At 70.0% G+C, this 26,260-nt stretch carries 23 protein-coding genes; 12 read left to right on the plus strand and 11 right to left on the minus strand.

All coding sequences use genetic code 11. The features are described 5' to 3' along the window. Positions 1-73: 73 nt before the first annotated feature. From AAFO60_RS08800 to AAFO60_RS08815, 4 genes are all read right to left on the minus strand, one after another. On the minus strand, positions 74-1,123 hold the full coding sequence (locus AAFO60_RS08800) for a lipoate--protein ligase family protein (RefSeq protein WP_347955813.1): 1,050 nt from the start codon (positions 1,121-1,123) through the stop codon (positions 74-76). 88 nt (positions 1,124-1,211) lie between these two features. Next, positions 1,212-1,421 carry a CsbD family protein gene (locus AAFO60_RS08805; protein ID WP_347955814.1) on the minus strand — a complete coding sequence of 70 codons (210 nt, stop codon included), beginning with the start codon at positions 1,419-1,421 and terminating at the stop codon, positions 1,212-1,214. A 112-nt stretch (positions 1,422-1,533) separates the two neighbouring features. Then, on the minus strand, positions 1,534-1,968 hold the full coding sequence (locus AAFO60_RS08810) for a hypothetical protein (protein WP_347955815.1): 435 nt from the start codon (positions 1,966-1,968) through the stop codon (positions 1,534-1,536). Positions 1,969-2,052: 84 nt separating this feature from the next. Next, positions 2,053-3,591, minus strand: coding sequence for an MFS transporter (locus tag AAFO60_RS08815; RefSeq protein WP_347955816.1), 1,539 nt, complete (start codon positions 3,589-3,591; stop codon positions 2,053-2,055). 72 nt (positions 3,592-3,663) lie between these two features. On the opposite strand from AAFO60_RS08815, the gene AAFO60_RS08820 reads away from it, so the two are divergent. The 8 genes from AAFO60_RS08820 (at position 3,664) to AAFO60_RS08855 (ending at position 10,685) form a co-directional block, all read left to right on the plus strand. After that, the gene (locus AAFO60_RS08820; RefSeq protein ID WP_347956004.1) at positions 3,664-4,281 is read left to right on the plus strand and encodes a TetR/AcrR family transcriptional regulator; all 618 of its coding nucleotides are present in this window, start codon (positions 3,664-3,666) and stop codon (positions 4,279-4,281) included. Positions 4,282-4,398: 117 nt separating this feature from the next. Then, positions 4,399-5,091: a DUF6319 family protein gene (locus tag AAFO60_RS08825; RefSeq protein ID WP_347955817.1), complete on the plus strand. Its 693-nt coding sequence runs from the start codon at positions 4,399-4,401 to the stop codon at positions 5,089-5,091. A 77-nt stretch (positions 5,092-5,168) separates the two neighbouring features. Next, entirely contained in the window at positions 5,169-5,801 is a 633-nt protein-coding gene (locus tag AAFO60_RS08830; protein WP_347955818.1) for a DUF4203 domain-containing protein, read from the plus strand. 72 nt (positions 5,802-5,873) lie between these two features. Continuing rightward, the gene (locus AAFO60_RS08835; protein WP_347955819.1) at positions 5,874-6,899 is read left to right on the plus strand and encodes an NYN domain-containing protein; all 1,026 of its coding nucleotides are present in this window, start codon (positions 5,874-5,876) and stop codon (positions 6,897-6,899) included. Positions 6,900-7,378: 479 nt separating this feature from the next. After that, on the plus strand, positions 7,379-8,308 hold the full coding sequence (locus AAFO60_RS08840; RefSeq protein WP_347955820.1) for an ABC transporter substrate-binding protein: 930 nt from the start codon (positions 7,379-7,381) through the stop codon (positions 8,306-8,308). Then, positions 8,305-9,345, plus strand: a complete 1,041-nt coding sequence (locus AAFO60_RS08845) for a FecCD family ABC transporter permease (protein ID WP_347955821.1) — start codon at positions 8,305-8,307, stop codon at positions 9,343-9,345. Before AAFO60_RS08840 ends, AAFO60_RS08845 begins: the two co-directional genes overlap by 4 nt. A gap of 3 nt (positions 9,346-9,348) precedes the next feature. Beyond that, positions 9,349-10,164, plus strand: a complete 816-nt coding sequence (locus AAFO60_RS08850) for an ABC transporter ATP-binding protein (RefSeq protein WP_347955822.1) — start codon at positions 9,349-9,351, stop codon at positions 10,162-10,164. An 8-nt stretch (positions 10,165-10,172) separates the two neighbouring features. Further along, positions 10,173-10,685, plus strand: coding sequence for a pyridoxamine 5'-phosphate oxidase family protein (locus AAFO60_RS08855; RefSeq protein WP_347955823.1), 513 nt, complete (start codon positions 10,173-10,175; stop codon positions 10,683-10,685). Positions 10,686-10,738: 53 nt separating this feature from the next. Here AAFO60_RS08855 and AAFO60_RS08860 read toward each other — a convergent pair whose 3' ends face one another. Beyond that, the gene (locus AAFO60_RS08860; protein WP_347955824.1) at positions 10,739-12,340 is read right to left on the minus strand and encodes a class I adenylate-forming enzyme family protein; all 1,602 of its coding nucleotides are present in this window, start codon (positions 12,338-12,340) and stop codon (positions 10,739-10,741) included. Between the two features lie 125 nt (positions 12,341-12,465). Between AAFO60_RS08860 and AAFO60_RS08865 the strand changes: the two genes are divergently transcribed. Together AAFO60_RS08865 and AAFO60_RS08870 are read left to right on the plus strand one after the other, a co-directional pair. Further along, positions 12,466-15,819 carry a DEAD/DEAH box helicase gene (locus AAFO60_RS08865; RefSeq protein WP_347955825.1) on the plus strand — a complete coding sequence of 1,118 codons (3,354 nt, stop codon included), beginning with the start codon at positions 12,466-12,468 and terminating at the stop codon, positions 15,817-15,819. A 490-nt stretch (positions 15,820-16,309) separates the two neighbouring features. Beyond that, positions 16,310-17,473, plus strand: coding sequence for an MFS transporter (locus tag AAFO60_RS08870; protein WP_347955826.1), 1,164 nt, complete (start codon positions 16,310-16,312; stop codon positions 17,471-17,473). Positions 17,474-17,486: 13 nt separating this feature from the next. Here the strand turns inward: AAFO60_RS08870 and kstD are convergent, their stop codons facing one another. Continuing rightward, complete coding sequence (kstD, locus tag AAFO60_RS08875) at positions 17,487-19,217, minus strand: 3-oxosteroid 1-dehydrogenase (protein WP_347955827.1); 1,731 nt, start codon at positions 19,215-19,217, stop codon at positions 17,487-17,489. Between the two features lie 55 nt (positions 19,218-19,272). On the opposite strand from kstD, the gene AAFO60_RS08880 reads away from it, so the two are divergent. Further along, positions 19,273-19,896 (plus strand): TetR/AcrR family transcriptional regulator, encoded by a 624-nt coding sequence (locus tag AAFO60_RS08880; RefSeq protein ID WP_347955828.1) that lies wholly within the window; start codon positions 19,273-19,275, stop codon positions 19,894-19,896. On the opposite strand, the gene nhaA is transcribed toward AAFO60_RS08880, so the two are convergent. Further along, positions 19,862-21,124, minus strand: a complete 1,263-nt coding sequence (gene nhaA / locus AAFO60_RS08885) for a Na+/H+ antiporter NhaA (RefSeq protein WP_347955829.1) — start codon at positions 21,122-21,124, stop codon at positions 19,862-19,864. The genes AAFO60_RS08880 and nhaA overlap by 35 nt on opposite strands. Before the next feature lie 163 nt (positions 21,125-21,287). On the opposite strand from nhaA, the gene poxB reads away from it, so the two are divergent. Further along, complete coding sequence (poxB, locus tag AAFO60_RS08890) at positions 21,288-23,021, plus strand: ubiquinone-dependent pyruvate dehydrogenase (protein WP_347955830.1); 1,734 nt, start codon at positions 21,288-21,290, stop codon at positions 23,019-23,021. A gap of 6 nt (positions 23,022-23,027) precedes the next feature. Here the strand turns inward: poxB and AAFO60_RS08895 are convergent, their stop codons facing one another. The 4 genes from AAFO60_RS08895 to AAFO60_RS08910 form a co-directional block, all read right to left on the minus strand. Further along, positions 23,028-24,335 carry a deoxyguanosinetriphosphate triphosphohydrolase gene (locus AAFO60_RS08895; RefSeq protein WP_347956005.1) on the minus strand — a complete coding sequence of 436 codons (1,308 nt, stop codon included), beginning with the start codon at positions 24,333-24,335 and terminating at the stop codon, positions 23,028-23,030. Beyond that, complete coding sequence (locus AAFO60_RS08900; RefSeq protein WP_347955831.1) at positions 24,331-24,837, minus strand: cold-shock protein; 507 nt, start codon at positions 24,835-24,837, stop codon at positions 24,331-24,333. The genes AAFO60_RS08895 and AAFO60_RS08900 overlap by 5 nt, the downstream gene beginning before the upstream one ends. Before the next feature lie 157 nt (positions 24,838-24,994). Further along, positions 24,995-25,825: a mycofactocin-coupled SDR family oxidoreductase gene (locus AAFO60_RS08905; protein ID WP_347955832.1), complete on the minus strand. Its 831-nt coding sequence runs from the start codon at positions 25,823-25,825 to the stop codon at positions 24,995-24,997. A gap of 105 nt (positions 25,826-25,930) precedes the next feature. Further along, on the minus strand, positions 25,931-26,221 hold the full coding sequence (locus AAFO60_RS08910; RefSeq protein WP_347955833.1) for a hypothetical protein: 291 nt from the start codon (positions 26,219-26,221) through the stop codon (positions 25,931-25,933). Positions 26,222-26,260 lie beyond the last annotated feature (39 nt).

Genomic DNA, 26,260 nt, shown 5'->3' on the forward strand with positions numbered 1-26,260 from the left:
TGGCGGTGACTGCGACGAGCGGAGAAGGCCGATTTCGGGCTTCTACGTGTTGGTAATGCGGCCGACCGCGCGGTCAGGGCACCCGATAGGTCCACTCGTCGGTGGTGAACTTGGCGTCCACCAGCTCGCGGGCCGCGGCCAGTTCGGCGTCGGTGTAGCCGGCGGTGCGGGTGTCGTAGCGGGCGCGGAAGTGCGCGAGGAAGGCGGCGATGATGTCCGCCCGCGCCATGCCGGTCTGCGAGCGCATCGGATCGACGCGCTTGCCGGAGCTGGTGATGCCCTTGTCGGAGATCTTCTCGCGCCCGATCCGCAGCACCTGCGTCATCTTGTCGGCATCGATGTCGTAGGCCATCGTCACGTGATGCAGAACCGCGCCGGCGACGATCCGCTTCTGCGCGGCGCCGGCGATCTTGCCCTGATCGGAGACGATGTCGTTGATCGGCACGTACCGGGCGGTGATGCCGACGTCGGCCAGCGCGCCCATCACCCACTGATCGAGGAATTGGTACGACTGCTCGAAGCTGAGCCCGTCGACGAGCGAGGTCGGGACGGCCAGCGAGTAGGTGATGCAGTTGCCGGGCTCCATGAACATGGCACCGCCGCCGGAGATGCGGCGGACGATCCCGATGCCGTGGCGGGCGGCGGCCTCCTCGTCGACCTCGTTGCGCACCGACTGGAAGGAGCCGAGCACCACCAACGGCGAGTCCCAGTCCCAGAAGCGCAGCGTGGGCGGACGCGTCCCGGCGGCCACCTCGCGGGTGATGACCTCGTCGAGGGCGACGTGCATGGCCGGCGCCAGCACCACCGGTTCGATGACGTCGAAGGTGTGATCGTGCCAGCTGGTCGCGTGACCGAGCGCCCGGCGGATGGCGATGCCGACCGACTCCGGGGTGAAGCCGACCATCGACACGTCGGCGGGCAGTGCCGCGGCGATCTTCTCGCCCAGCGCAACGGCGCCGGCGGCGATCGGTGCACGGATCAGCGCGCCGGTGATCTGGTCCAGCGCCTCGTCCGGCTCGAGGAAGAAATCGCCCGACAGCGCCACCTGCGACAGTTCGCCATCCTCGACCTCGACATCGACGGCGACGAGCTTGCCGCCGGGAACCTTGTACTCACCATGCATGACCCCAGCGTATCGGCGCGACATCGACGCCCGACGCGCGCGGACCCGCTGCCGCACCTGACGGCGGCAGCGGGTCCGCGCGGAGATGTCAGTGCCCGGTCAGTTTGTCCTTCACGGCGTCGACACCGTGCTTGACCTTGTCGGCAGCCTCAGTCAGCTTCGCCTTGACATCGGCCTTGCCCTGATCGACCTGCCCCTCGGCCTTGAGTTCGTCGTCGCCGGTCGCTGCGCCCGCCGCCTCCTTGGCGCGGCCCTTCAGCTCCTCGGCCTTGTTCTTCGCGTCGTCGGAAAAGCCCATCGGTCCTCCTGGTGGAATACAGATGTGTCTGGTCTTCAATCGCTCGGCCGTCACCTGTTCAGACGGTCGATTCGACCGTACCGCGCCCGCGCCGACCGCGCACGGCACCGACTCAGCCGGCTGCGCGGCGCACCAGCTCGCGGAACTGCTTCTCGGCCTGCGGCGTCATCTCGCGGACGGCGAAGACCGTCGGCCACACCTCGCCGTCGTCGAGTGCGGCGCCGTCGTTGAAGCCGATGGTCCCGTAGCGGGTGTCGAACTTGGCGGCGGGCTGGTAGAAGACGATCACGGCGTCGTCCTTGGCGTACGACGGGAAGCCGTACCACGTCTTGGCGGCCAGTTCCGGGGCCTCCTCGGAAACGATGACGTGCAGTCGTTCGGCGATCGCGCGGTCGGTGCCGGTCAGGTCGGCGATCGCGGCCAGGCAGGCCTCATACTCCCGGGCGCGCTTGGCGGCCCCCTTCACGCCCTTGGCCGCCTTCAGTTCCGCGGCGCGCTGGGCCATCGCCGCTCGCTCCTGCTCCGAGAATCCCACTCCGTTGCTCATCGCCTTCTCCTCACTGTGCTGTGCGTGGGCGAGTCGTTCACCCCTTGTCGAAAACCCTACGAGCGCAGCCGGTGCGGTGCTTCTTCATTTCTGATCGAGTTCGGCGCCGCGTTTTCGGCCGAGCAGCACCGCGACGGCGACGGCCGCGACCAGCGCCACCCCGGAGGCGCCGAGCAGGGCGGCGTGCAAGCCGTCGGTGAAGGCGACGCGCGCCGGTTCGACCACCGGCTCGCCGATCCTCGCCGCTGCCGTGAACGACGACCGCGCGGCGTCGGCGACCGCCTCGGGCACCGCGGGCAGATGCAACTGCGCACGGTAGACGCCGTTGAGGACGCTGGCGAGGACGGCGATGCCGAGGGCGCCGCCGAGTTCGCGTGCGAGGTCGTTGACCGCCGAGGCGACGTTCTGCAGGCGCGGTGGGACCGCGTCGGTGATCGCGGTGGTGGCGGGCGGCATCGCCAGCCCGAGGCCGGCGCCGAGCGGGATCAGGCCGGCGGCGATCGCCGGGTACGAACTGGCGGCGTCCAACTGCGCCAGGACCGCGAGTCCGACCGCGAGCATCAGCAGCCCGAGCGTCCACGGCCCGCGAACCCCGAACCGCTCCGACAGCCAGGGGCTCAGCCGCGAAGCGGGCACCATGCCGAAAGGCATCACCAGCAGGCTCACCGCCGCCTGCAGCGCCGAGTCGCCGCGCACCAGCTGCAGGTACTGCATCAGCACGAACAGGAAGCCGAACAGCGCGAAGAACTGCATGGTCAACGACAGGGCGCCGGCCGCGAAGTGGCGGTTGCCGAACAACCGCGGGTCGAGCAGCGGATGCTCCCGCGTGAACTCCCACGCCACGAATCCCGCGATCAGGGCCACGCCCGCGCCGAGGCCGACGAGGGTGACGACGCCGGTCCAGCCGTTGACCGGCGCCTCGATGACCGCGTACACCAGTGCGGCGACGCCGGCGGCGGCCAGCACGGCGCCGACCACGTCGATGCGCGGGGCGCCCGGCTCGGCGGATTCGGGCACCAGCGCGAGGGCGCCGACGAGCGCAACGGCGACCACGGCGGCGTTGAACCAGAACACCGACGGCCACGACCACCGTTCCAGGAGCAGCCCCGAGGCCAGCATGCCGACGACCCCGCTGGCCCCGGCGACCGCCGCCCAGATGCTCACCGCCCGCGACCGTCGGTCCGGCGAGAAGGTGCTGGTGATGGTCGACAGCGTCGCAGGCATCACCAGCGCCGCACCGAGCCCCATCACCGCGCGCAGTGCGATCAGCAGGTCGGGGCCGGTCGCGAGGGCGGCGCCGGCGGCGGCCACCCCGTACACCGCCAGGCCCACGATGAGGGCGCGACGACGTCCGAACCGGTCGCCGAGGGCGCCGGCCGGCAGCAGCAGGGCGGCGAACACCAGACTGTAGGCGTCGATGATCCACGACTGCTGGGTCTGGTCGGCGCCGGTGGCGATCGCGATGTCGGGCAGGGCGACGTTGAGCGAGGCCATCGCCGAGACCACCACGCCGAGCGCGAGGCAGGTGACGGCCAGGATCGGGCCGGGACGCGCCGGTCGGACGTCGGACCGAGGCGTGGAGGCGGCGGCAGTCTCGGTGGGCGGCGGCGGGGAGTGCGTCATGGTGTGGGGCCTTCCGGTCGGATCGTCGGACCCGTTCACGCTCGCTCGCGGCGGACTATCGTTTCAACCGTGATGAATTCCGGAAGCGGTCGTGGACGACGCCCCGGCGGCCCGGACACCCGCGGCCAGATCCTCGACAGCGCCCGTCGACGCTTCCTCGCCGACGGCTACGGCGGCGTGACGATGCGGCAGATCGCGGCCGACGCCGACGTCGATCTGGCGCTGCTGTCGTACTACTTCGGGTCCAAGCGCGGCCTGTTCAGCGCGGCGGTCAGCGCCTCGGCCAATCCCGCGGAGGTGATCGCCCGCGCGCTGGACGGCGACCCCGCCGAACTCCCCCAGCGCGTCCTGCGTGACCTGCTGGTTCTGTGGGACGACCCGGTCACCGGGGCACCCCTGAAGACCATGCTGGCCAATCTCTCCCAGGATGCGGCGTTCGCGGACCTGATCCGCGAGATGCTCGAGCGCGAGTTGATCGGCCGCCTGACCGACCGGCTGTCCGGCGCCGACGCCCGACGACGGGCCGCCGCGTTCTGCACGCAGATCGCGGGGATCGTCGTCACCCGCTACCTGCTGCGACTGGAGCCGGTGGCGTCGATGACCGCTGATGAATTAGTCTCACTGTTCGCCCCGGCCCTGCGGGACAGCCTTCAGCCGCCCCGCCGACGCCCGCCGCCGCGCGGCCGGTGAGACGCCGCCGAATCCGTTGCTCGCACACCTGTGCGAGGAAATGTCGGCAGCGTGTGGGACAGTAGTCCTTGACCGCCCCCGCCCACCTCTTATCCGCCTTCGAGAAGAAAGCCCGCCATGCCTCCCCGCCGACGTCCGGTTACCGAGTCCCTGACCCCCGACGATCTGACCGCCCTGGCCGCCGCGGTCGCCGAGGGGCGGCGCGCGACGGTGTACCTGCGCGAGGGCACGCCGAGCCTGAACCTGACGCCCGGCAGTTCTGCGCGGGTGATATCGGTGTCGGGCAGCACCGTGGTGATCCGGCCGCGCGGCGTCGACGACGAACTGCCTTACGAGGCAGACGAATTGCGCATGACCAAGAACCCGCCCCCGCCGCCGGAGCCGAAAGTCACGGCCGCGCCGAAAGCCAAGGCTCCGGCTCCGGCCCCGGCACGCAAGGTGGCGGCTCCGGCTCCCACGCCCGCGACGACGCCTCCGGCAACGAAACCCCCTGCGACCCAGCCCCCGGTGAAGAAGGCTGCACGCGCGAAGGCGACCGGTACCAAGGCGGCTTCGGTGACGGTGACGCTGTACGGCTCGGCCGACAACGAGTGGGCCGTCGCCGTCACGCGCGGCGCACGCAAGCCGAACCGGTCGCGTCCGGTGCCGGTCGAGTCGGTGGAGTCCGCCGTCCGCGAACTCGGCGACGAGGCGACCGTCGACGCCGTCACGACGCTGATGCACGCGGCGCGCGAGGCGGCGCAGCGGCGAGTTGACGAGCTCAGCGCTCAACTGGCGCAGGCGCGAGAGGCGCTGGCCGCGCTGGAGTGAGCCACGCGGCGGCGCATCCGTGCGGCGCCCGCGTCGATTGCCGGACGCCGTACTGTCGGCGCGAATATTCTCAGGGTGTGACCAACATTGTGATCGGCATCCTCGCCATCGTGATCGGCGCCGCCTTCTGCTTCTGGGGCGTGGTGGCGATGCGTCTCGTCATCGCCGCCTGGGGCGCCCTCGTCGGATTGAACCTGGGCGGCTGGCTCATCGCCGCCACCACCGGCGAGCAGTACCTGTCGACCACGCTGGGCTGGATCGTCGGCATCGCAGTGGCGATTCTGGTCGCCCTGGTGGCCTACTTCTTCTACGCCGCGGCGATCGTCATCGCGATGGCCTCGGTGGGTTTCGCCGTCGGCTCCACCGTGGCAGCCGCCGCCGGCGTCACGTGGAACTGGGTCATCGTCCTGATCGGCGCCGTGCTCGGCGTCCTGCTCGCCTTCGCCGCACTGGCCGTCGACCTGCCCGCCATTCTGTTGGTGGTGGTCAGCGCCCTCGGCGGAGCGACGGCGATCGTCGGCGGCATCATGTTGGCGACCTCGACCCTACACACCGGCGACTTCGACAACGGCACCGTTCGCTTCACGATCGACACCGACTGGTGGTGGTACGCGCTGTATCTGGTGCTGGTGATCGCCGGCATCGTCGCGCAGTCGCGGCTGCTGACCTCCGATCCGCGCCTGCAGGAGCAGTGGAGCTCCCGGAATTGACATGCCGCCGGGCCGAACGGCCTCGCGGTTTACCTCCCACACTCGGCAAAACTCGCATGTCATAGTTGATCCATGCGCTCAACTTGCTGCCTGTACGTCGATACCGGCTATCTGCTCGCATCGGCAGCGACGCGCGTCACGGGCACCTCGTTGCGGAGCGGCATCAACGTCGATTACGCCAAGCTGATCAACACCCTCGTCGACACCGCGCAGACGCAGTCCGGCCTGCCGGTGCTGCGCGTCTACTGGTACGACTCGGCGCGTAACGGCGTCCCCGACTATCAGCAGGAACGCATCGGCGAGCTGGCGAAGGTGAAGCTGCGGCTGGGTCGCTTCGGCGTCAACGGCGAGCAGAAGGGCGTCGATCTGCGGATCGGCCTCGACCTCGTCGCGCACGCCCGCAACAACGCCTCCGACGTCTTCTTCCTCGTCTCCGGCGACGACGATCTGACCGAGGCCGTCGAAGAAGCGCAGGTCCACGGCGTGCAAGTGGTGGTCCTGGCGGTCCCGACCGTCGACGGCAAGTCGCACGGGGTCAACCGTCACCTGATCCGCGCCTCCGACGACCTGATGCACATCGATGGTTCGGCGATCGACGGTTCGGTGGTCAAGGTCGAACGCGGCGCGATCCCGGCTCTCCAGGAGCCTGCGCCGACACCGGTCCCCAAACCGTCGGCGCTCACCCAGGCGGCTCAGCGTCCGCCGGTGCCGTCGCCGCCGAAGCCGGCCGCTCGTACGCCCCTCGACCTCGCCACGGGCACCCGCACCGGCCCGCCGCCTCGCCCGACCGGCACGCTGGCCTACACGTCGTCCACCGGCTCCACGTCGCACGTGATGCCCGGCTACGACACCTCCGCCGACCAAGACACCATCGACTCGGTGGTCGATCAGGTGCTCGCCTCGTTCCGCGTCAGCGCCGACACCTCACTGACCCAGCAATTGGAGAGGGCGCGTCCGAGCATCCCGCGCGACATCGACCGCGCCCTGCTGCTGGACGCGTCGGAGGCGCTCGACCGCGACGACCTCGACGAAGCGATCCGCTTCCGACTGCGCTCCCGCTTCTGGGAGAAGTATGACGAGCCGCAGCCGACGGCGTAGTCGGTCGATCAGCCTAGAAGCGGCCCGGAACACAGAGACCCCCAGGCTTGTCGAGTAGCCACCGAGCGCAGCGAGGCGGCGTATCGAGACGACCGCACCCCGATCTCGATACCCTCGCTCACTCCGTTCGCGGGCTACTCGATCAGCCTAGAAGCAGCCGGCACACACAGACTCAGCCAGCCTGAGAAACGGCCCGGCACGCACAGGCTCGATCAGCCTAAAAAGCGCCCCACCCAGGGCTGTCGAGTAGCCACCGAGCGCAGCGAGGCGGCGTATCGAGACACGGACCGCACGACGCGAGACGCGACAAAGCTCCTATCGCACCCCATCTTCGTGACCTGGGCAACTTGGCACGAATACCCATACTTCTTCATCATTAGTCCAGGCTTCCCTCGGGATGGGTAGTCTCCCCTAATGTTCCTGAGGAGTGCATCGCTGCGCGTATCCGATCTCTGGCCGCCGCGGTAGCGGTCGGCACCGTGCTGGTGGGCGGACTGACCGCGTGCGGCGACTCCGACACCGCCGCGTCGGCGGGATCGTCGGCCTCCAAGGCCGCCGACGTCGCCGGAACCCCCGAGTACCAGGCCGCACGCGCCACCGCGCTCGCCCAGTTCCCGACGCCGCCGGCCACCAAGGTGGTCGCCGCGTCGGTCCCGATCGCCGAGGTCCTGGACTTGCTGGCGGTGCCGGTGGCCGGCGTCCCGTCGACCACCACCCAGCAGCTGCCCGCTTCGCTCGACGGCGCGCAGCGGATCGGCACCGTCAAGTCGCTGGACGTGGAGAAGATCGTGAGTCTCTCGCCCGACCTGGTGATCGCCTCGGAGGGCGCCCGCAGTTCAGTGGCGGCGGCCCTCGCGTCGACCAAGACGCCGACCGCATTCCTGAAGACCGAGAACGTCGACGACCTGCGCTTCGCCGTCGACGTCCTGTCCACCGCCTTCGACCGCGAGGACCGCGGCCGCGAGATCCTCGCGACGATGGACGGTCACCTCGACACCCTGACCTCCGCAGGCGACGGCAAGGACACGCCGAAGGTCCTGGCGCTCATCGGTGCGGCCGACTCGTTCATGGTGATGAACGGCAACTCGTTCCTCGGCAGCCTGTTGAACAAGGCCGGCGCCGACAACATCGCCGAGCCGTCACTGCACGCCAAAGAGACCTTCAGCGCGGTGAACCTGGAGAACATCATCGCCGCCGCCCCCGACGTGGTGCTGGTCCTGCAGTCCGGCGACCAGGCGGCCGGACAGGCCGCCTTCGACGCCGAGGTCGCGCAGAACCCGGCGTGGAAGTCGTTGCCCGCCTATCAGAATCAGCGGATCCACGTGGTGGACTACAACACCTTCGGTTATACGTCGGTGACCGGCCTGGACACCGCTGTCCCCGAGCTGACGGGTCTGCTGCACCCGTGAGCGCGCCCGCCGTCCCGGCCCCGCCGCGATCCGAACCGGAGCCTGCCGCCCCGGCCCGCCGGCGCGCCACCTGGGCGCTGCCGACGGCGTGGGTCCTGGTCGTCGTGGCCGCGGTGGTCAGCCTCGGCCTGGGCAGCGTGCACATCTCGGTGCCGCAGATCTTCTCGCTGCTGACCTCCGACGCCGGCGACGACCCGCTCGGCGTCATCCTGTGGGACGTCCGACTGCCCCGGGTGCTGCTGGCGCTGCTGGTGGGGTCGGCGATCGCCGTCTCCGGCGCACTGCTGCAGACGGTGATGGGCAATCCGCTCGCCGACCCCGGCCTGACCGGCGTCACCAGCGGCGCCGCGTCGCTGGTGCTGGTGATCCTGCTGGCGGCGCCGTCGTATCACTCGATGATCCCAATCGCCGCGTTCGGCGGCGGCATCATCGCCGCCGCGGTCGTCTACACGCTGGCGTGGCGGCGCGACGGTATCAAGCCGCTCAGCATCATCCTGGCCGGCGTCGCCGTCAACGCGCTGGCCGGTGCGTTCATCGCCTTCCTGTCGCTGCGCTACAGCGACCGGCTGCCCGCCGCGATCCAGTGGATGAACGGCAGCCTGGCCGCCAAGGGCATGGATGCGGTGTGGATGGTGTTGCCGTACACGGTGATCGGACTGATCGCGGCGCTGCTGTGCGTGCGGTCGGCCAACGTGATGCGCCTCGGCGACGACGTGGCCCGCAACCTCGGCGAGGGCGTGAACACCACCCGCATCATCTTGTCGGTGGTCGCGGTGTTCCTGGCCGCCATCGCCGTCGCCGCGGTCGGGATCATCGGCTTCGTCGGCCTGGTGGTCCCGCACATCGCCCGGATGATCGTCGGCTCCAACCACGCGGTGCTGATCCCGATGAGCATCGCCGTCGGCGCGCTGCTGGTCCTGGTGTCGGACACGGTGGGCCGCACCGCGTTCAGCCCCACCGAGATCCCGGCCGGAATCATCATGGCCGCGATCGGCGCCCCGTACTTCCTGTTCCTGATGCGCAGGCAGGGGGTCTGACCGGTGCTTCTGAAAGCCGAATCGCTATCGGTCTGGTACGGCGACAAGCAGGTGGTCGACACGGTCGACATCGGCGTGGCCGACGGCGAGGTCCTCACCCTGATCGGCCCCAACGGGTCGGGCAAGTCGACGATCCTGCGCGCCCTGTCCGGCCGGCTCAAACCGCGGTCGGGCCGAGTCCTGATCGACGGCACCGACGCCGCCGCCTGCTCGGCGCGCCGCCGCGCCCAGACCATCGGCATGCTCAACCAGATCAACACGGCCCCGCCCGACATGACGGTGCGCGAACTGGTCGGGTACGGCAGGCATCCGCATCGCCGCTGGTACCAGCGCTCCGGCAGGGACGACGCCGACGCCGTCGACTGGGCCATCGCCCACACCCGGCTACGACCCCTGGCGCATCGGCTGGTCAGCGAACTGTCGGGCGGTGAGGCGCAGCGCGCCTGGCTGGCGATGGTCCTGGCCCAGCGACCGCGGGTACTGCTGCTCGACGAGCCGACCACCTATCTCGACATCGCCCACCAGCACGAGGTGCTGGAGGTGGTGACCTCGCTGAACCGGTCGCTGGGGATCGCGGTGCTGATGGTGCTGCACGACCTCAATCAGGCGGCGACCTTCAGCGACCGCGTGGTCACTCTCTCGGGCGGACGAACCGTGTCCGACGGTACGCCGTCGGAGGTGCTGACGCCCGAGATGATCCGCGACGTGTACGGCATGGACGCCGACGTCTCGCCCGACCCGGACACCGACCGTCCCCGAATCCACCTGCTGCGCAGGCAGTACGGCGACCTCACAGCCCCCACCGTCCCGACACCATAGGAGATGCCATGATCACCGACACCGAACTCGCCAAGTCGCTCGACGGCTACCGCGACTTCCTCGCCGACCGCAGGACGGTCGTGATCGCCACCAAGGACGCCGCGGGCGAGCCCTTCCAGTCGATCGCGCCGTTCGTCGCGCACGACGGCGCCCTGTACGTGTACGTCAGCGAGGTCGCCGAGCACTACGTGCACCTGAGCCGGTCGGAGACCGCGCGGGTGATGATGCACGGCGACGAGTCGTCGGCCAAGAACATCTTCGGCGTCGAGCGCGCGAGCTTCGTCTGCGATGTGCAGCAGGTCCCCGAAGAAGGGCACGACGCCGTCTTCGACGCCTTCGCGGCCCTCACCAACGCCAAGATGGTGGAACTGCTGCGCGGCTTGGACTTTCACCTGTTCCGCCTGACTCCGCGCGACGGTCGCTACGTGGTGGGCTTCGGGAAGGCCTTCGAGGTCAGCTTCGACGGCAGCCGCTTCGAGCACGTCGTCATCGACAAGAAGCCCGCCGAAGCCGGCGTCTGAGCAGCCAGAGAAGTCGAAACGCCCGCGGCACCGATGCCGCGGGCGTTCGCGTCTCAGCCCTGGCGCATGCGGTGCTTCTGGATCTTGCCGGTGGCCGTCTTGGGCAGTGCGTCGACGACGATCACCTTCTTCGGCGCCTTGAACCCGGCCAGGCGTTCGCGCGCCCAGTCGCGGATCGCCTCGGCGTCGGCACCGGATTCGGCGGCCACCACGTAGGCGGTCACGGCCTCGCCCCAGTGCTCGTCGGGCGTCCCGACCACCGCGACCTCGGCGACGGCCTCGTGCCCGAGCAACGTCCGCTCGACCTCCACCGACGAGACGTTCTCGCCGCCGGTCTTGATGATGTCCTTGGCGCGGTCGGTGAACCAGACGACGGCGTCGGAGTCGAGGTAGCCGATGTCGCCGCCGTGGAACCAGCCGTGCGCGAAGGCCTCGGTATTGGCGTCGCGGTTGTTCCAGTACCCCTCCATCAACTGCGGTGTGCGGTAGACGATCTCGCCTTCGGAGCCGGCAGGCAGCAGGGTGCCGTCACCGCCCATGATCGCCACGTCGGTGCTGACGGTGGCCGGCCCCCACGAGTCGTCCTTGCGTCCCTGATCACCGATCCACTGCACCTGCGAGGCCGGCGTGGTCTCGGTCTGACCGGACCCGAGGACGATGGCCGCGTTCGGGAAGCGGGCGCGCAGCGTCCCGACCAGCTCGGACGGCATGGGCGCCATCGCGTACAGGCCCACCTGGAGGCTGTCGGTGTCGGCGTCGGCCAGCGCGGGCTGAGCGATCAGCGCCGCCCACATCATCGGCAGCATGGTCAGGTGGGTGACGGAGCGTTCGAGGAACACCCGGGTCACCGCGGCCGGATCGAAGCCGCGCAGCAGCACCACCGTGGCGCCGGTCGCCAGCGACGGCAGCAGCAGCGTGTCGAGGGCGGTCACGTGAAACAGCGGCAGCATGATCGGATGCACCGGCGGCGTCACGTCGGGGCGCAGACCCAGTCCGAGCGCCGAGCTCAGCAGCGCGATCTGCACCGCGAGGTGCGAGGTCAGCACACCCTTGGGTCGCGAGGTGGTGCCCGAGGTGTACAGGCAGTGCAGGATGTCGCGATCGTCGACGATCACCTCGACCGCGGTGCGGTCGGCGTCGAACAGGTCGTCGTAGGCGACCGCGGCGATCCCGGCGACGTCGGCCGGGGCGGTGCCGGCGACGATCACCTCGGTGACCGCTCCCCCGTCGGCCTGCGCCTCGGTGAGCGCAGGCCCCAGCACGCCGAGGAAGACGTCTTCGGTGATCACGGCGCGGACGCCGCTGTCGGCGAGCTGGTAGGCGATGTCGGACGGCGAGAGCAGCAGGTTCAGCGGCATCGCGACGATGCCGATCTTGGCCATCGCGAAGAACGAGGTGACGAACCGCCAGCCGTTCTGCATCTGGAGCGCCACGGCGTCGCCCCGGCCGTAACCGCGGGCCAGCAGTCCGCGGGCCAGCGCATTGGCCCGCGCCTCCAGTTCGGCGTAGGACAGCTCGGTGTCGCCGTCGACCACGGCGATTCGGTCGCCGTAGTGCGCGGCGCTGCGGGTGAGGACGTCACCGACGCAGACGCGGTGGGTGAGGTTGACGGTCAGCGGGTCGACGCCGGACAGGTCGGGACGCATGCGGGTCATCGGGGTCTCCTGGGTGCGCGCTCGAGGGTTGACAGAGGGAGTGAAGCGAACCTAACCCAAAAACAATCTTGTGTGACTGTTTTGCCGAATGTCGGCGCCTCCCCGGCGCGACTACGCTGGACCCGATGATCGCTCCCGACTGGACAGACGCGCAGACCGAAGCGGTCCTGCGCGTCTTCGACGCCCGCACGCTCGCGCGTGCGCGGGAGGACGCCGCCGCCGGAATGATCCTCGAGTACGACTGGTCCGACGGCGTGCTCACCGGCGTCGCGCGCGGTCCCGGCGCCGAGCGGTACCGCTGCCGCGTCAAGCCCACGATGGAGGGTGCGAGCGTCGCACACGTGTCCGCCGGCTGCAGCTGCCCGGTCGCGATCCGGTGCAAGCACTGCGCCGCGACCGTCCTGGTGGCCACCAGCGAGGGCGAGGTCACCGACGTCAAAGCGAGCACGGCGCCGCAGAGCCTGTCGCGGTGGCGCACCCTCGTCGAGGAGGTGGCCCACGACCTCGAACCCGCCGCCGACGGCCCCGAACTGCCGGTGGCCCTGCGGTTCTCGATCCATCGCGGACACCGCGACGCCGACACGGTCTTCGTCGCACCGCTGGTGGCCGACGAATCCGGACGCTGGGTCGGCCACCGACTCACCTGGAAGACGCTGCTGTCCGGGCGACCGGCCGATCGGCACTCCCCCAAGGCCCTCGACGCGCTGAGGCGGCTGGCGTCGTCGTTGACCGCCGCGGGATCGGTCCCCGAAGAGCTGTCGTTGATGCTGGCCCCGCCCGACCTGTGGCCGCTGCTCGACGCGGCACGCGAGGCCGGCGTGGAGTTCGTCGGCGATCCGTCGACAGACACCGCGGTGGTCTTCGGCGGCGAGCATCTGAGCACCCGCCTGCACGTGCGAGCGCAGTCCGCCGGCGTGCACGTGTGGTTGGACGTCTTGGTCGACGGCGCACCGGTCCCGGCGACCGGCCGGGACGCGTTCCGGCTGGCGATCGGGCGGCCGCGGGTGCACGGCCTGGTCCAGGTGCACGAGGGCTGCCTGTACCTGGGCCCCATCGCGCACCTGACGAGCATCGAGTCGATGCTGCTGGTCAGCGGGGTGCCGCTGGAGGTGGGCGACGACGAGCTCGGCGACTTCCGCGACGCGCTGCCGACCCTGCAGGCGGGGCGGACCGTCGTCGTCGAACCCGACGCCTTCCCGTCGGCCACCCGGTCGGGACCGTTCCCGCTCCTGCGGATCCGGACGGCCGATCCCGCGACGGCGACCTGGTCGGTCGGCTACGAGAGCGACGGCGAACTGCAGGAGTTCTCGGCGCAGGGGCCGGTGGAGGGCCGGTTCCGCAATGCGGGCGCCGAACGCGCGATGTGGGCGAGCGTGCGGCCGGAACTGGAGATGGTCGCGCGCGCCGATCCCCGCTGGGTGCGCGCGGCCGCCGATCGGCTGGAGAAGCAGCTGCCGACCTTCCGTGCCGACTTCCGGCGGTTCAACCGGATGTACGCGGTCCTGCGGCAGCTGCGCGGCGGATGCACGGTGGCCGCGGCGTTCGAATCGATCCCCGACTATCGGACCATGCCCGTCTTCCTGGGGCCGCTCGACGTCGCGATCCTGTGTGCCGAGACCGTCCCCGCGATCACCGAACTCGGCCGGGTGCGGGTGTCGGTGGAGGGAACACCGCCCGACTACCGGCCCGCCGAGACTCCCCCGGTGCTCAGCTTCTCCGGCGACGCCGCCCGCGACTGGTTCGACCTCGAGGTCGCCCTCGACGTCGACGGCCACAGGATCCCGATCACCACCGTGATCTCGGCGTTGGCCGCGGGCGAGAGCCACATGCTGCTCGACGACGGCACCTACTTCTCGCTCGATCTCCCGCAGCTGCAGGCGCTGCGCGACCGCCTCGCCGAGGCCCGCGAGATGGGTGAGCTCGACGACGGCCGCGTCAACGCGCACACGCTCAACGCATCCCTGTGGGACGAGCTGCTGGAGCTGGGCGTGGTCGATGAGCAGCTCGCCCAGTGGCGCGAACGGACCGCGCGGCTGGCTGCCGCCACCCCGCCCCATCCCGTCGAACCCCCGGCCGGGCTGCACGCGCAGTTGCGCCCCTACCAGCGGGAGGGGCTGTCGTGGCTGACCTTCCTGTGGGACAACCGCCTCGGCGGGGTGCTGGCCGACGACATGGGCCTGGGCAAGACGGTGCAGACGCTGGCGCTGATGCAGCGGATCGTCGATGAGCGGCCCGACGCACGCTTTCTGGTGGTCGCACCGACGAGCGTCATCGCGAACTGGGCCGCCGAGTGCGCGCGCTTCGTCCCCGGTCTGGAGGCGCTCACGGTCACCGCGACCCAGCGGCGGGTCGGGTCGCCGCTGTCGGCGCGGGCGGCCGGGGCGCGGATCGTCATCACCTCGTATGCGCTGTTGCGGATCGACTTCGACGCCTTCGCCGCCCTCGAGTGGACCGGCGCGGTGTTCGACGAGGCGCAGTTCCTCAAGAACCACCACTCCAAGACCTACCAGGCGGCGCGCCGGCTCGACGCGACCGTGAAGCTGGCGATCACCGGCACCCCGATGGAGAACCGGGTGATGGAGATGTGGTCGCTGGTGTCGGTGGTCGCACCCGGCCTGTACAGCTCGCCGAAACTGTTCAAGGAGCATTTCGCCGAGCCCATCGAGAGCGGGCAGGCGCCCGAGCGACTCGCCGTCCTGCGCCGCCGGCTGCGCCCGATCATGTTGCGGCGTACCAAGGACCAGGTGTTGACCGATCTGCCCGAGAAGCAGGAGCAGTTGCTGCCGATCGAGTTGGAGCCTGCGCACCGCAAGGTCTACGACACCTATCTGGCCCGCGATCGTCAGCAACTGCTCGGTCTGCTGGACGATTTCGGCGGCAACCGGATCCAGGTGCTGGCGGCACTGACGCGGTTGCGGCAGCTCAGTCTTCATCCGGCACTGGTCGACAGCACGCACGCCGGGGTCCGGTCGGCCAAGATCGAGTACCTGTCCGAGCAGTTGCCGGTCCTGATCGACGAGGGCCACAGTGCGCTGGTGTTCAGCAGCTTCACCGGTTTCCTGAAGCTGGTGGCCGCCCGACTCGACGCGCAGGACATCCCGTACAGCTACCTGGACGGGTCCACCGCGGCCGCCAAGCGCGGCGAGCAGATCGAACAGTTCGCGGCCGGTCGGACCAGGGTGTTCCTGATCAGTCTGAAGGCCGGCGGTTTCGGGTTGAACCTGACCGCCGCCGACTACTGCTTCATGACCGATCCGTGGTGGAATCCGGCCGCCGAGAACCAGGCCGTCGACCGCGCGCACCGCATCGGCCAGCACCGCGCCGTCACCGTGTACCGCATGGTGTCGACCGGGACCGTTGAAGAGAAGGTCATCGACCTGCAGGAACGCAAACGCGCCCTGTTCGACGCCCTCCTCGACGACGGCGACGCCTTCGCCGGCGCGCTCACCGCCGACGACGTCCGCGGCCTGCTGTCGTAGTGCGGTCTCGATACGCCGCCTCGCTCCGCTCGGTGGCTACTCGACAACCCTCAGGCTGGTCGAGTAGGCCGAGGCGCTAGCCGAGGACGTATCGAGACCCCCGTCTCGATACACCGCCTCGCTCCGCTCAGTGGCAACTCGACAACCCTCAGGCTGGTCGAGTAGGCCGAGGCGCTAGCCGAGGACGTATCGAGACCCTCGCCTCGATACACCGCCTCGCTCCGCTCAGTGGCAACTCGACAACCCTGGAAAGGCAATCACCCGCGGCCTTTCAGGCTGGTCGAGTAGACCGAGGCGCTAGCCGAGGACGTATCGAGACCCCTCGCCTCGATACGCCGCCTCGCTGCGCTCAGTGGCTACTCGACAACCCTGGAAAGGCAATCACCCGCGGCCGTTCAGGCCAGTCGAGGACGTGTCGAGACCCCGACACCGCCGATGACACAATGGTGAGCAAGCGCTCAGACACCGACGGAGAAGGACTGCACCACCGATGACGACGACCAGCACCGACCGCCGTCTCTGGACCGTCCTCGCGCTGCTGTTCACCACCGGTTGGGCGACGAACCACTTCGTGGCGATGATGCCGGTGCTGCACGAGCGCAACGGGATCGGCGACGCCGCGCTCGAGGTCGCGTTCGGCATCTACGCGATCGGTCTGCTGCCCGGCCTGCTCACCGGCGGCGGCATCTCCGACCGGATCGGCCGCAAGCCGGTGGTCCTCACCGGCGCGACCGGCGCGGCGCTGGGCAACCTGCTGATGCTGCTGTGGCACACCGAACCCGGCGTGATCGTCGGACGGTTCGTCGTGGGTCTGGGCGTCGGGCTCGCGGTCAGCGCCGGCACCGCGTGGACCGCGGACCTCGCGGGCAAGAAGGGCACGGTGTTCGCCGGTGCGACCCTGACCGCGGGCTTCGCCGTCGGACCGTTGGTCTCGGGCCTGATCGCCCAGTTCACCGCGGGCGCGGCGCTCGTCGCACCGTTCGTGCTGACCGTCGCCGGTTCGCTGGCCGCCGTCGCAGCCGGCTTCGCCGTCCCCAACTCGCGGCGCGAGCCGAGCGCCGTCGCCCACGCCGACCCCGCCCGAGCGACGTCGCGCACCCTGCGTCGGGCGCTCGCCACCAGCCTGCCGATGTCGCTGTGGGTCTTCTCCGCGGTGACCCTCTCGGTGGTCACGATGGCCGCCCGCGTCTCGAGTTTCGAAGGTCCGTGGGTGCCCGGTGTCGCCGCGGTCCTGGCGCTCGGCTCGGGTGTGATCAGCCAGGATCTGGCCCGACGTGGAGTGTGGGGACCGCGCGCAGGCGTCCTCGGCGCCCTGCTCGTGACAGCCGGTCTCACCGTGGTCGCCGTCGGCGGTTCGGGCCCCAGCCCGGCTGAGTTCATCGTGGCGTCGATCCTGCTCGGTTCGGGTTACGGCCTGTGCCTGCGCGAAGGCTTGCTCGACGTCGAGACGTACGCCCCCGCCGAACGACTGGGGTTGGCGACCGGCATCTTCTACGTCGGCACCTACCTCGGTTTCGGCCTGCCGGTGCTGCTGCGGGCACTGGCACCGTCGTTCGGCATCACCGCGCCGATCGTCGTGCTCGCCGTGATGGCCGCCGGTTCGGCGGCGGTCCGCGCCGCACAGATCCGAGGCGGAATGCTGGCCGGCCGGTAGCCGACCGAGACCGTCAGCCGATCGTCCCGCGCCGTGACTGGGCGGCATCGCGCGCCGCCAGATACCCGAAGACCATCGCCGGTCCGATCGTGGCGCCGGGACCGGCATACGTGTGTCCCATGACGGGAGCCGAGACGTTGCCCGCCGCATACAAGCCGGCGATCACTGTGCCGTCGGCGCGACAGACGCGGGCGCGATCGTCGATGCGGACGCCGCCCTTGGTTCCGAGGTCGGCGGGCACCATGCGTGCGGCGTAGAACGGGCCGGTCGAGAGTTCGCCCAGGCTCGGATTCGGTTTGTTGGTGATGTCGCCGTAGTAGTGGTCGTACGCCGATTCACCTCGCCCGAAGTCGGCGTCGCGACCGTCGCGAGCGAAGCCGTTGAACCGTTCGACGGTGGCCGCCAACGCCTGCGTCGGCACGCCGATGCAATCCGCGAGTTCGACGAGCGTGTCCGCCTTGACCAGGGCGCCCGAATCGAACCAGCGCTGCGGCAGGGGCGACCGCGCGGGCCTGCCTGCGAACAGGTACCGATTGCGGTATCGCTGGTCGAAGATCAGCCAGGCGGGCAGGTTCGCGGCCGGACCGTCGCCGGTCCCGTACGGTCCGCCGAACATCGCATGGGTGGCCTCCACATAGGGCAGCGACTCGTTCATGAAGCGTCGGCCACGATCGTTGACGATGATGCCGCCCGGCAGCGACCGCTCGGCGAGCGCGAACCACGGTCCGCGCGGCAGCGGAATCGACGGCGCCCACCACGCATCGTCGAGCATGTCGGCATCGGCGCCGAGCGCGGTCGCCGCGCGCAGCCCGTCGCCGGTGTTGGTGGGCACACCGAGCGACAGATCGGGTCCGGCGGGGCGACGATGGTGCGCGGCCCGCAGATCGGCATCGTGGTCGAATCCGCCCGATCCCAGGATCACCGCGCAGCGGGCGTGGATCTGCCGATCGCTTCCGGCGTCGTCACGCACGCGGATCCCGCACACGCCGCCTGCGCCGTCGTCGATCAGTCCGGTCATCGCCGTCCCGACGTGCACCGGGACGCCCCGCCCTTGCAGGCCGACCATCAGCGAGCCGACGAGCGCATTGCCCAAACCCACCAGCCGACGACCGCGAGCCTTCGCAACGACGGTGCGTGCCGCGACCCGCGCCGCCCGCACCGGACCGCGCCAGTGCCGCAGCCCGGTGCTGAGCCATCGGTAGTCGGACTGCTTCACCACGACGTTGAGCGGGGTGGCCGTGTAGAAGGGCTCCATGGACGCGAAATCGGCGCCGAGAGCGCGAACATCGAAGGGGCGGGGTTCGCACGACCGGCCGGTGGCCCGGCCGCCGGGTGACTCCGGGAAGTAGTCGCAGTAGCCGCGCACCCATTCCAGGTCGAGACCGCTGTGTCGGGTGAGGAACGCCAACGCCTCGGGCCCGCGATCGAGGTAAGCGTCGATCACCGGGTTCGGCACCTGCGCACCGACGAGGGCCCGCAGGTATCGTCCGGCCTCTTCCCTCGTGTCGGTCGGCGCCTGGGCCGCCAGCACGTGGTTGCCGGGAATCCACACGCCGCCGCCGGACCGCGCGGTGGTACCTCCCCAGCGATGGGCCTTCTCGACGACGATGACGCGCAATCCGACCGCGGCTGCGGTGATTGCCGCCGACAATCCGGCCGCTCCCGACCCGACCACGACGACGTCGACCGCGTCGGGCAGCCCGTCGAGTCCAACCCTCACCACTGGTTTGACAGTTTCTCTCATATTGACAGTTTCTATCACTTTGCGGGTTTTTCCACAACAGGGCACCGTGGATCCCATGCCCTCGACAGCACCTCCCGACCCCACCCGCCCAGATCCTGTGCCCTCGCGTCCCCTGCGATCCCGGCAGCGTTCGCGGGTACGCCGCGAGATCCAGGTCGCCGCGTGGCGCTTGTTCGTCGACTCGGGATTCGCCGTCGTCACCACCAAGCAGATCGCGGCTGCGGCCGGCGTCTCGGAGAGCACCTACTTCCGGCACGTGAGCAGCAAAGACGACCTGCTGCTGAGGCCGCTGGAAGCGAGCAGTGCCGCGATCGTGGCCCGATTCGCCGCCCGACCCGCCGACGCCGATGTGACGGCCGCACTCACTGACGCCATCGTCGAACAGACCGACGGTGCGGCGAGCGGAGAACTCGGATTGTGGCGCGCGGCGCTGGCCAGCGCACCCGAACTGCACGGCCGAATCGTGTTGATCCCCGACGACGACGTCGGCGAGCTGATCCGACTCGCCCGCGAACGGATGGGCGTCGACCCCGAATCATTGGCCCCCGGCGTCGCCGTACACGCGGTCCTGGGCGCCGTAGCGTACGCCTACCGACTCTGGATCGACGGCACCGATCGCGAGCTGAGCGAACTGATCCGCACCGCTACGGAATGTCTGCAGGCCGCGCCGAACCGCTGACCGCGTACTGCCGGTTCTGCCGCGCCAGGAACGCGCCCGCGCCGACCGCCGCGACCGTGGAGGCCAGCAGGATCGCCGCCTTGGCGTGCATCAACGACGCGGCGTCGGCGAAGCTGAGCTCGGCCACCAGGAGGGACACGGTGAAGCCGATGCCGGCGAGCAGTGCGACGCCGGCGAGGTCGGACCAGCGCACGCTCGGGTCGAGGCTCGAGCGGGTCAGTCGGACGGTGAGCCAGGTGGCGCCGAGGATGCCGATCGGTTTGCCCAACAGCAGTCCGGCGATCACGCCCAAGGCGATGGGGTCGGTGAAGGTCGCGGCGATCTCGGCGGCGCCGCCCAGGGTGACGCCCGCGGCGAAGAAGGCGAAGACCGGGACCGCGAAGCCCGCCGACAGCGGCCGGAAGCGATGCTCGAAGCGGTGGGCGAGGTCGCCGCGATGGACCGGAACGGCGAAGCCGAGCACGACACCGGCGATGGTCGCGTGGATGCCCGAGGCGTGCACCAGCGCCCAGCACGCGATGCCCAGCGGCAGCAGCACCGCCCAAGCGGTCCAGCCCTGGCCGGCCAGCCAGTCCGAGTACCGGTGGGCGACGAACGCGAACACCGCCAGCGGGATCGCCGCCAGCCCGAGCGGCACCCACTGCACCTGCTCGGTGTAGACCGCGGCGATGATGACGATCGCGATGAGGTCGTCGACCACCGCCAGGGTCAGCAGGAACAGGCGCAGAGCCGCGGGCAGCCGGGAGCCGACGACCGCGAGCACCGCGACCGCGAAGGCGATGTCGGTGGCGGTCGGGGTGGCCCAGCCGCCGGCACCCGGCCCGCCCCGATTGACGGCGAGATAGATCAGCGCGGGCACCACCACGCCGCCGACGGCGGCGAGCACCGGGACCAGCGCGGTGCGCGGCGAGCGCAGCTGCCCGGCCACGATCTCACGCTTCAGCTCCAGGCCGACGAGGAAGAAGAAGACCGCGAGCAGACCGTCGGCCGCCCACTGCCCGAGCGTCAGGTTCAGATGCCACGGCGCGTAGCCGACGGCGGTGTCGCGCAGCGTCTCGTAGCCCTCGCGCAGCGGACTGTTGGCGACGATCACCGCGACGACGGCGGCCGCCACCAGCAGGAAACCGCCGACGGTCTCGGTGCGCAAGATCTCCACGATCCGGCGGGTCTCCGCGACGGGTGCGCGACCCAAGACGCGAAAAGCATTGGGCGGCGGGCGTTTCGGCACAGTGGTTCCTTACGTCGGCAGAACTGTCAGAGCAATTTCGCCGACCAGACTTCCCGGCACACCGTCGCCGAGTTTACCGGTTGGCCCGACCTCTCTCGCAAGTTCGCCGCACCGCCCTAGGCTGGGAACCGTCCGACATCTGACAGTCACAGGAGCGCCTCTCATGAGCTACACCGTCGCAGATCTGATCGTCGACACCATCGCCGCCGCGGGCGTCGAACGGATCTACGGGATCCCCGGCGACTCGCTGAACGGCTTCACCGACGCGCTCCGGACCGCGCCGTCGCTGCGGTGGACGCACGTGCGCCACGAGGAGGGCGCGGCGTTCGCGGCATCGGGCGAGGCGGCGATCACCGGGCACCTCGCGGTATGCGCGGGCAGCTGCGGACCGGGCAACCTGCACTTGATCAACGGCCTGTACGACGCGCACCGGTCCCGGGTCCCGGTGCTGGCGATCGCCGCCCAGATCCCCGCCTCCGAGGTCGGCACCACGTACTTCCAGGAGACCCGTCCCGAACAGATCTTCGCCGAGTGCAGCAGTTTCTGCGAGACCGTCACGACCGTCGCCCAGTTGCCGCGGCTGCTCAACATCGCGATCCGCACCGCCGTCGAAGACAGCGGGGTGTCGGTGCTGGTGATCCCGGGCGAGTTGTTTCTGACCAAGATCGACAAGCCCGATCGCGTGGCGCGGATCCGCCCGGCCGCACCGGTCATCCGGCCGTCGGACGAGGGACTGCACCTGGCCGCGCTGCGACTCAACGAATCGAACAGGGTCACCATCCTGGCCGGCGCCGGAGTCGCCGGTGCGCACACAGAGCTCCTCGCGCTCGCCGAGGCCCTGCAGGCGCCGATCGTGCATGCGCTGCGCGGCAAGGAGTTCGTCGAGTACGACAATCCCTACGACGTCGGCATGACCGGGCTGCTCGGCTTCTCATCGGGATACATGGCGATCGAACGCTGCGACACGCTGCTGCTGCTCGGCACCGACTTCCCGTACCCGCAGTTCTATCCGTCGAAGGCGTACACCATCCAGCTCGACGTCCGCGGCAGGCAGATCGGGCGGCGCGGTCGGGTCGACCTCCCGCTGGTGGGGCGGGTGTCGGACACCCTGCCCCTGCTGACCGCGATGATCGACAAGAACCGTGACGGCGAGCATCTGCGGACCTCGCGCGCCCACTATGCGCGTACTCGCGCGGGCCTCGACGAGCTGGCGGGACCGTCGGCCGACGGCGACCCCATCCACCCGCAGTACCTGACCCGGCTGCTCTCCGAGGGCGCCGACGACGACGCCGTCTTCGTGCCCGACGTGGGTTCGCCGGTGGTGTGGGCCGCGCGCTATCTCGAGATGAACGGTCGGCGCCGACTGATCGGCTCGTTCAACCACGGGTCGATGGCCAACGCGCTCTCGCAGAGCGTGGGCGTGTCGGCGACCGCCCCGCACCGACAGGTGATCGCGCTCGCGGGCGACGGCGGCCTGGCGATGCTGCTCGGCGAGCTGCTGACGCTGGTGCAGAACCGACTGCCGGTGAAAGTCGTCGTGTACAACAACTCCTCGCTCAACTTCGTCGAGTTGGAGATGAAGGCGGCCGGCTTCGTCACCTTCGGAACAGACCTGGACAATCCCGATTTCGCCGCGCTCGCGCAGTCGGTGGGGATCTGGGGACGGCGCGTCACCGAGTCGTCCGCGCTGCCCGCCGCGGTCGCCGACTTCCTGGCCCACGACGGTCCGGCACTGCTGGACGTGACGACGGCGCGGCAGGAACTGTCCATCCCGCCGACCATCTCCGCGGCGCAGGCCAAGGGCTTCGCCCTCTACGCCCTGCGGACGGTCATGTCGGGCCGCGGCGACGAGCTCGTCGATCTCGCGGAGACGAACCTGCTCAAGCGGCTGTTCTGACGGTCGCTAGCCGAGCGTCGCCTGCACCGCCGCACCCGACTTGTCGAGGCGTTCCAGACGCCCCTCGGTCATGGACGCGATCTGGTCGATCACCACGCGCATCCGCTGATCGTCGTCGGCGGCGGCGGCCCAGCGCGCCGCGAACAGCGGGTCGAGACCGCCGGGCGCGGTGACCAGCAGCATCTCGGCGACGCGGTGGATGCGCTCACGCTGCCGGTCCTGCTTGGCGCGGTGGCTGGGGTCGGAGAAGATGAAACGCAGGGCGACGGTCTTGAGCACGGCGACTTCGGCGGCGACGTCGGCGGGCACCGACAGGTCGGCGTCGTAGCGGCGCAGAGGCCGCGTGCCCTGCACCTCGCGCGTGCGGGTGATCGCCGCCGAGGCGAACCGCCCGATCAATTCGCTAGTCAGCCGCTTGAGTCGGACGAAGGAGTCCAGCGAGCCGTCGAACTCCCCGAGGGTGGCGAAGATGTCCATCTCCGACAGCCGCTGCGCCGCGTCGACCAGCGGCTCCTGGGTCAGTCCATCGAAGTATTGGATGCCGAGTTCGGCCAGCGTCTGCTGATCGGTCCGGGAACTGAGCTGGCGCAGGTCGATCCGGCCGCCGATCACTCCGTCTTCGAGATCGTGGACGGAGTAGGCGACGTCGTCGGACCAGTCCATCACCTGCGCTTCCAGGCATCGCCGGCCCGCGGGCGCGCCGTCGCGGATCCAGGTCAGGGCGGGTTCGTCTTCGACGTAGGCGCCGTACTTGGATCCGGGCGCCGCCCGCGACCACGGGTACTTGAGGGTGGCGTCGAGCGCCGCGCGCGTCAGGTTGAGGCCGGCGCTGACCCCGTCGGGTCCGACGATCTTGGGTTCCAGCGAGGTCAGGATGCGCAGGTTCTGCGCGTTGCCCTCGAACCCGCCGCGGTCGGCGGCGACTTCCTCGAGGGCGCGTTCGCCGTTGTGGCCGTAGGGCGGATGCCCGATGTCGTGGGCCAGGCCGGCGAGTTCGACGAGGTCGGGGTCGCATCCCAAGCCGACGGCGATCCCGCGGCCGATCTGCCCGACCTCGAGCGAGTGCGTCAGCCGGGTTCGCGGGTTGTCGCCGTCGCGAGGGCCGACTACCTGCGTCTTGTCGGCCAGACGGCGCAACGCCGCACTGTGCAGGACCCGCGCGCGGTCGCGCGCGAAGTCGCTGCGATGATCGGTCGCGGGCGAGGCCCCGGCGGCGGTCTTCGGCGCTTCGACGACCATGCGCTGCAGGTCGTGCGCGTCGTAGGCCGCGACCGGCGGACCGCCCGCGGACCGATCGGCGTCAGCGGAATTAATCGTTCGACCAGCCGCGCTGCGAGGCGAGGTCGAGCACTCCCGAGCGGATCGCGACGATCTGACGGGCGGTCAGGTCGGGCGAGGCGTCGAGCAGCAGTTCGGTGATCTCGTTGAACAGTCGGCCGCCGCCGCGGTTGCCGAAGCGACGCGGGCCGCGATCGTCGCGACGGTCGTCGCGTCCGCCCCGGCGGTCGTCGCGGCGGTCGCCGCGGTCGTGGCGGTCACCGAAGCGGCCGCCGCGATTGTCGTCGCGTCGCTGCGCGCGCTCGTGCGCAGGCGACTCGCCCTCGGGCGCCTCCTTGGTGACCTTGACGTTCAGAGCCTTGGCACCGCGGTCGGTGCTCTCCACGTCGAACTCGACCTCGGCGCCCGGGCGCAGCAGGTTCTCATCGATGCCCACATCGTTGATGTGCAGGAAGACGTCGTCGCCACCCTCCGCGGGTGCGAGGAATCCGAAACCACGGTTGGTATCGAAATGCACAACCTTGCCATTGACAGCCACCACAAACTCACTCTCTTGAAAGAACGTCCACGTCGCGGACCCCTTGCCCGCGCGACGTACTCCCCCACAACTATGCCCTATCGAACCCGCCGAACAGGGCGGAAATGCCCTGGTAGTGATCGAGATTTCACTCGACGGCGCGCACCAGCCGCGGCGACTACGCGCGCCCGGCGGTGGTACCGAGGTTCACCTCGACGACGGTGCCGGTCGTGACCCCGCGATCGGCCGCCAGGTACAGCACCGCGCGGGTGACGTCCTCGGCGTCGAGCCACGGGACGCCGAGCGGGCTCCAGCCGGCGAAGACCGCCGCGAGATCGTCGGCCGTCGGATGCTCGACGGTCGGACAGTACCTCTTCATCGTCACCTGGTTGAGGATCATCGGCGTGCCGACCGACGCCGGACACACCGCGTTGGCGGTGATCCCGTACGCACCGACCTCCAGCGCGACCGACTTGATGAAGCCGATGACGCCCCACTTGGCGGCCGCGTAATGGCTCAGGTTCATCATGCCGCCGCGCCCCGCGCCCGACGAGATGGCGACGATGCGTCCGTACCGCCGCTCCTTCATAGATGTCAGGACCGCCTGCACGCAGTTGAACGTGCCGGTGAGGTTGACGTCGATCATGTCGGACCACTGCTGGTGGGTCATCGATTCGACGGATTCGAAGGCGCAGACGCCCGCATTGGTGACCAGCACGTCGATGCCGCCTCGCTCGGCACCCACGCGCGACACCAGCGCGGTGACCGCGGTGCGGTCGCGGACGTCGACGTGGGCGGTGGTCACCGAACCGCCGTTCGCCTTGATCTCGCGAGCCGTCTCCGCCAACTCGTCGGCGCTGCCCAGCGGATACGGGATCGAGTCGATCCGGTCGGCGATGTCGGTGGCGACGACGTGGGCACCGGCCTCGGCGAAGGCCAGCGCATGCGCTCGTCCCTGTCCCCGCGCCGCGCCGGTCACCCAGACGACCTTCCCGGTGAATTCAGTCATGGCCTTCCTCCTCGATCGACTGACCTCTCCATCGTCCCGCGCGCCGATGGCGAACGCAGCCGAACGGAGGACCTGTCGGAATCGGTCGGAGGCTAGTGTCCTGCACTAGCGGTCGGTCGAGGTGTCGGTGCGACGATTCAGCACGGCGATCACGGCGCGCCCGAGCAGGCAGCCGAGGGCCGCCGACGCGGCGGTCGCGAGCAGGCCCGCGACGACGGCGACGAAGGTCAACGCGACACCGCCTGCGGGCGAACCCGCGTCGGCGAAGACCAGATGGCGTCCGTCACCGCCGAAAGCCAGATAGAGGAAGCCTGCCAAGCAGGCCGACCCCAGTGCCATCGCGCCGAGGCGTTCGGCGCGGCCTCGGCACTCCGACGGCGTTCTCGCCCGGTTCATGTTCTCCCCCGTGATATCCACGATCACCCCGCTCCGCTC

The organism is Gordonia aichiensis, assembly GCF_039946255.1.
Classification (GTDB): domain Bacteria; phylum Actinomycetota; class Actinomycetes; order Mycobacteriales; family Mycobacteriaceae; genus Gordonia; species Gordonia aichiensis_A.

Bases quoted from the DNA above. Each gene is read 5' to 3' on its own strand.
- AAFO60_RS08835 (WP_347955819.1), top strand. From the start codon at position 5,874: ATGCGCTCAACTTGCTGCCTGTACGTCGATACCGGCTATCTGCTCGCA.
- AAFO60_RS08860 (WP_347955824.1), bottom strand. From the start codon at position 12,340: ATGACCCGCATGCGTCCCGACCTGTCCGGCGTCGACCCGCTGACCGTC.
- AAFO60_RS08800 (WP_347955813.1), bottom strand. From the start codon at position 1,123: ATGCATGGTGAGTACAAGGTTCCCGGCGGCAAGCTCGTCGCCGTCGAT.
- AAFO60_RS08865 (WP_347955825.1), top strand. From the start codon at position 12,466: ATGATCGCTCCCGACTGGACAGACGCGCAGACCGAAGCGGTCCTGCGC.
- AAFO60_RS08825 (WP_347955817.1), top strand. From the start codon at position 4,399: ATGCCTCCCCGCCGACGTCCGGTTACCGAGTCCCTGACCCCCGACGAT.
- AAFO60_RS08880 (WP_347955828.1), top strand. From the start codon at position 19,273: ATGCCCTCGACAGCACCTCCCGACCCCACCCGCCCAGATCCTGTGCCC.
- poxB (WP_347955830.1), top strand. From the start codon at position 21,288: ATGAGCTACACCGTCGCAGATCTGATCGTCGACACCATCGCCGCCGCG.
- kstD (WP_347955827.1), bottom strand. From the start codon at position 19,217: ATGAGAGAAACTGTCAAACCAGTGGTGAGGGTTGGACTCGACGGGCTG.
- AAFO60_RS08805 (WP_347955814.1), bottom strand. From the start codon at position 1,421: ATGGGCTTTTCCGACGACGCGAAGAACAAGGCCGAGGAGCTGAAGGGC.
- AAFO60_RS08810 (WP_347955815.1), bottom strand. From the start codon at position 1,968: ATGAGCAACGGAGTGGGATTCTCGGAGCAGGAGCGAGCGGCGATGGCC.
- AAFO60_RS08855 (WP_347955823.1), top strand. From the start codon at position 10,173: ATGATCACCGACACCGAACTCGCCAAGTCGCTCGACGGCTACCGCGAC.
- AAFO60_RS08815 (WP_347955816.1), bottom strand. From the start codon at position 3,591: ATGACGCACTCCCCGCCGCCGCCCACCGAGACTGCCGCCGCCTCCACG.
- AAFO60_RS08910 (WP_347955833.1), bottom strand. From the start codon at position 26,221: ATGAACCGGGCGAGAACGCCGTCGGAGTGCCGAGGCCGCGCCGAACGC.
- AAFO60_RS08870 (WP_347955826.1), top strand. From the start codon at position 16,310: ATGACGACGACCAGCACCGACCGCCGTCTCTGGACCGTCCTCGCGCTG.
- AAFO60_RS08820 (WP_347956004.1), top strand. From the start codon at position 3,664: ATGAATTCCGGAAGCGGTCGTGGACGACGCCCCGGCGGCCCGGACACC.
- AAFO60_RS08905 (WP_347955832.1), bottom strand. From the start codon at position 25,825: ATGACTGAATTCACCGGGAAGGTCGTCTGGGTGACCGGCGCGGCGCGG.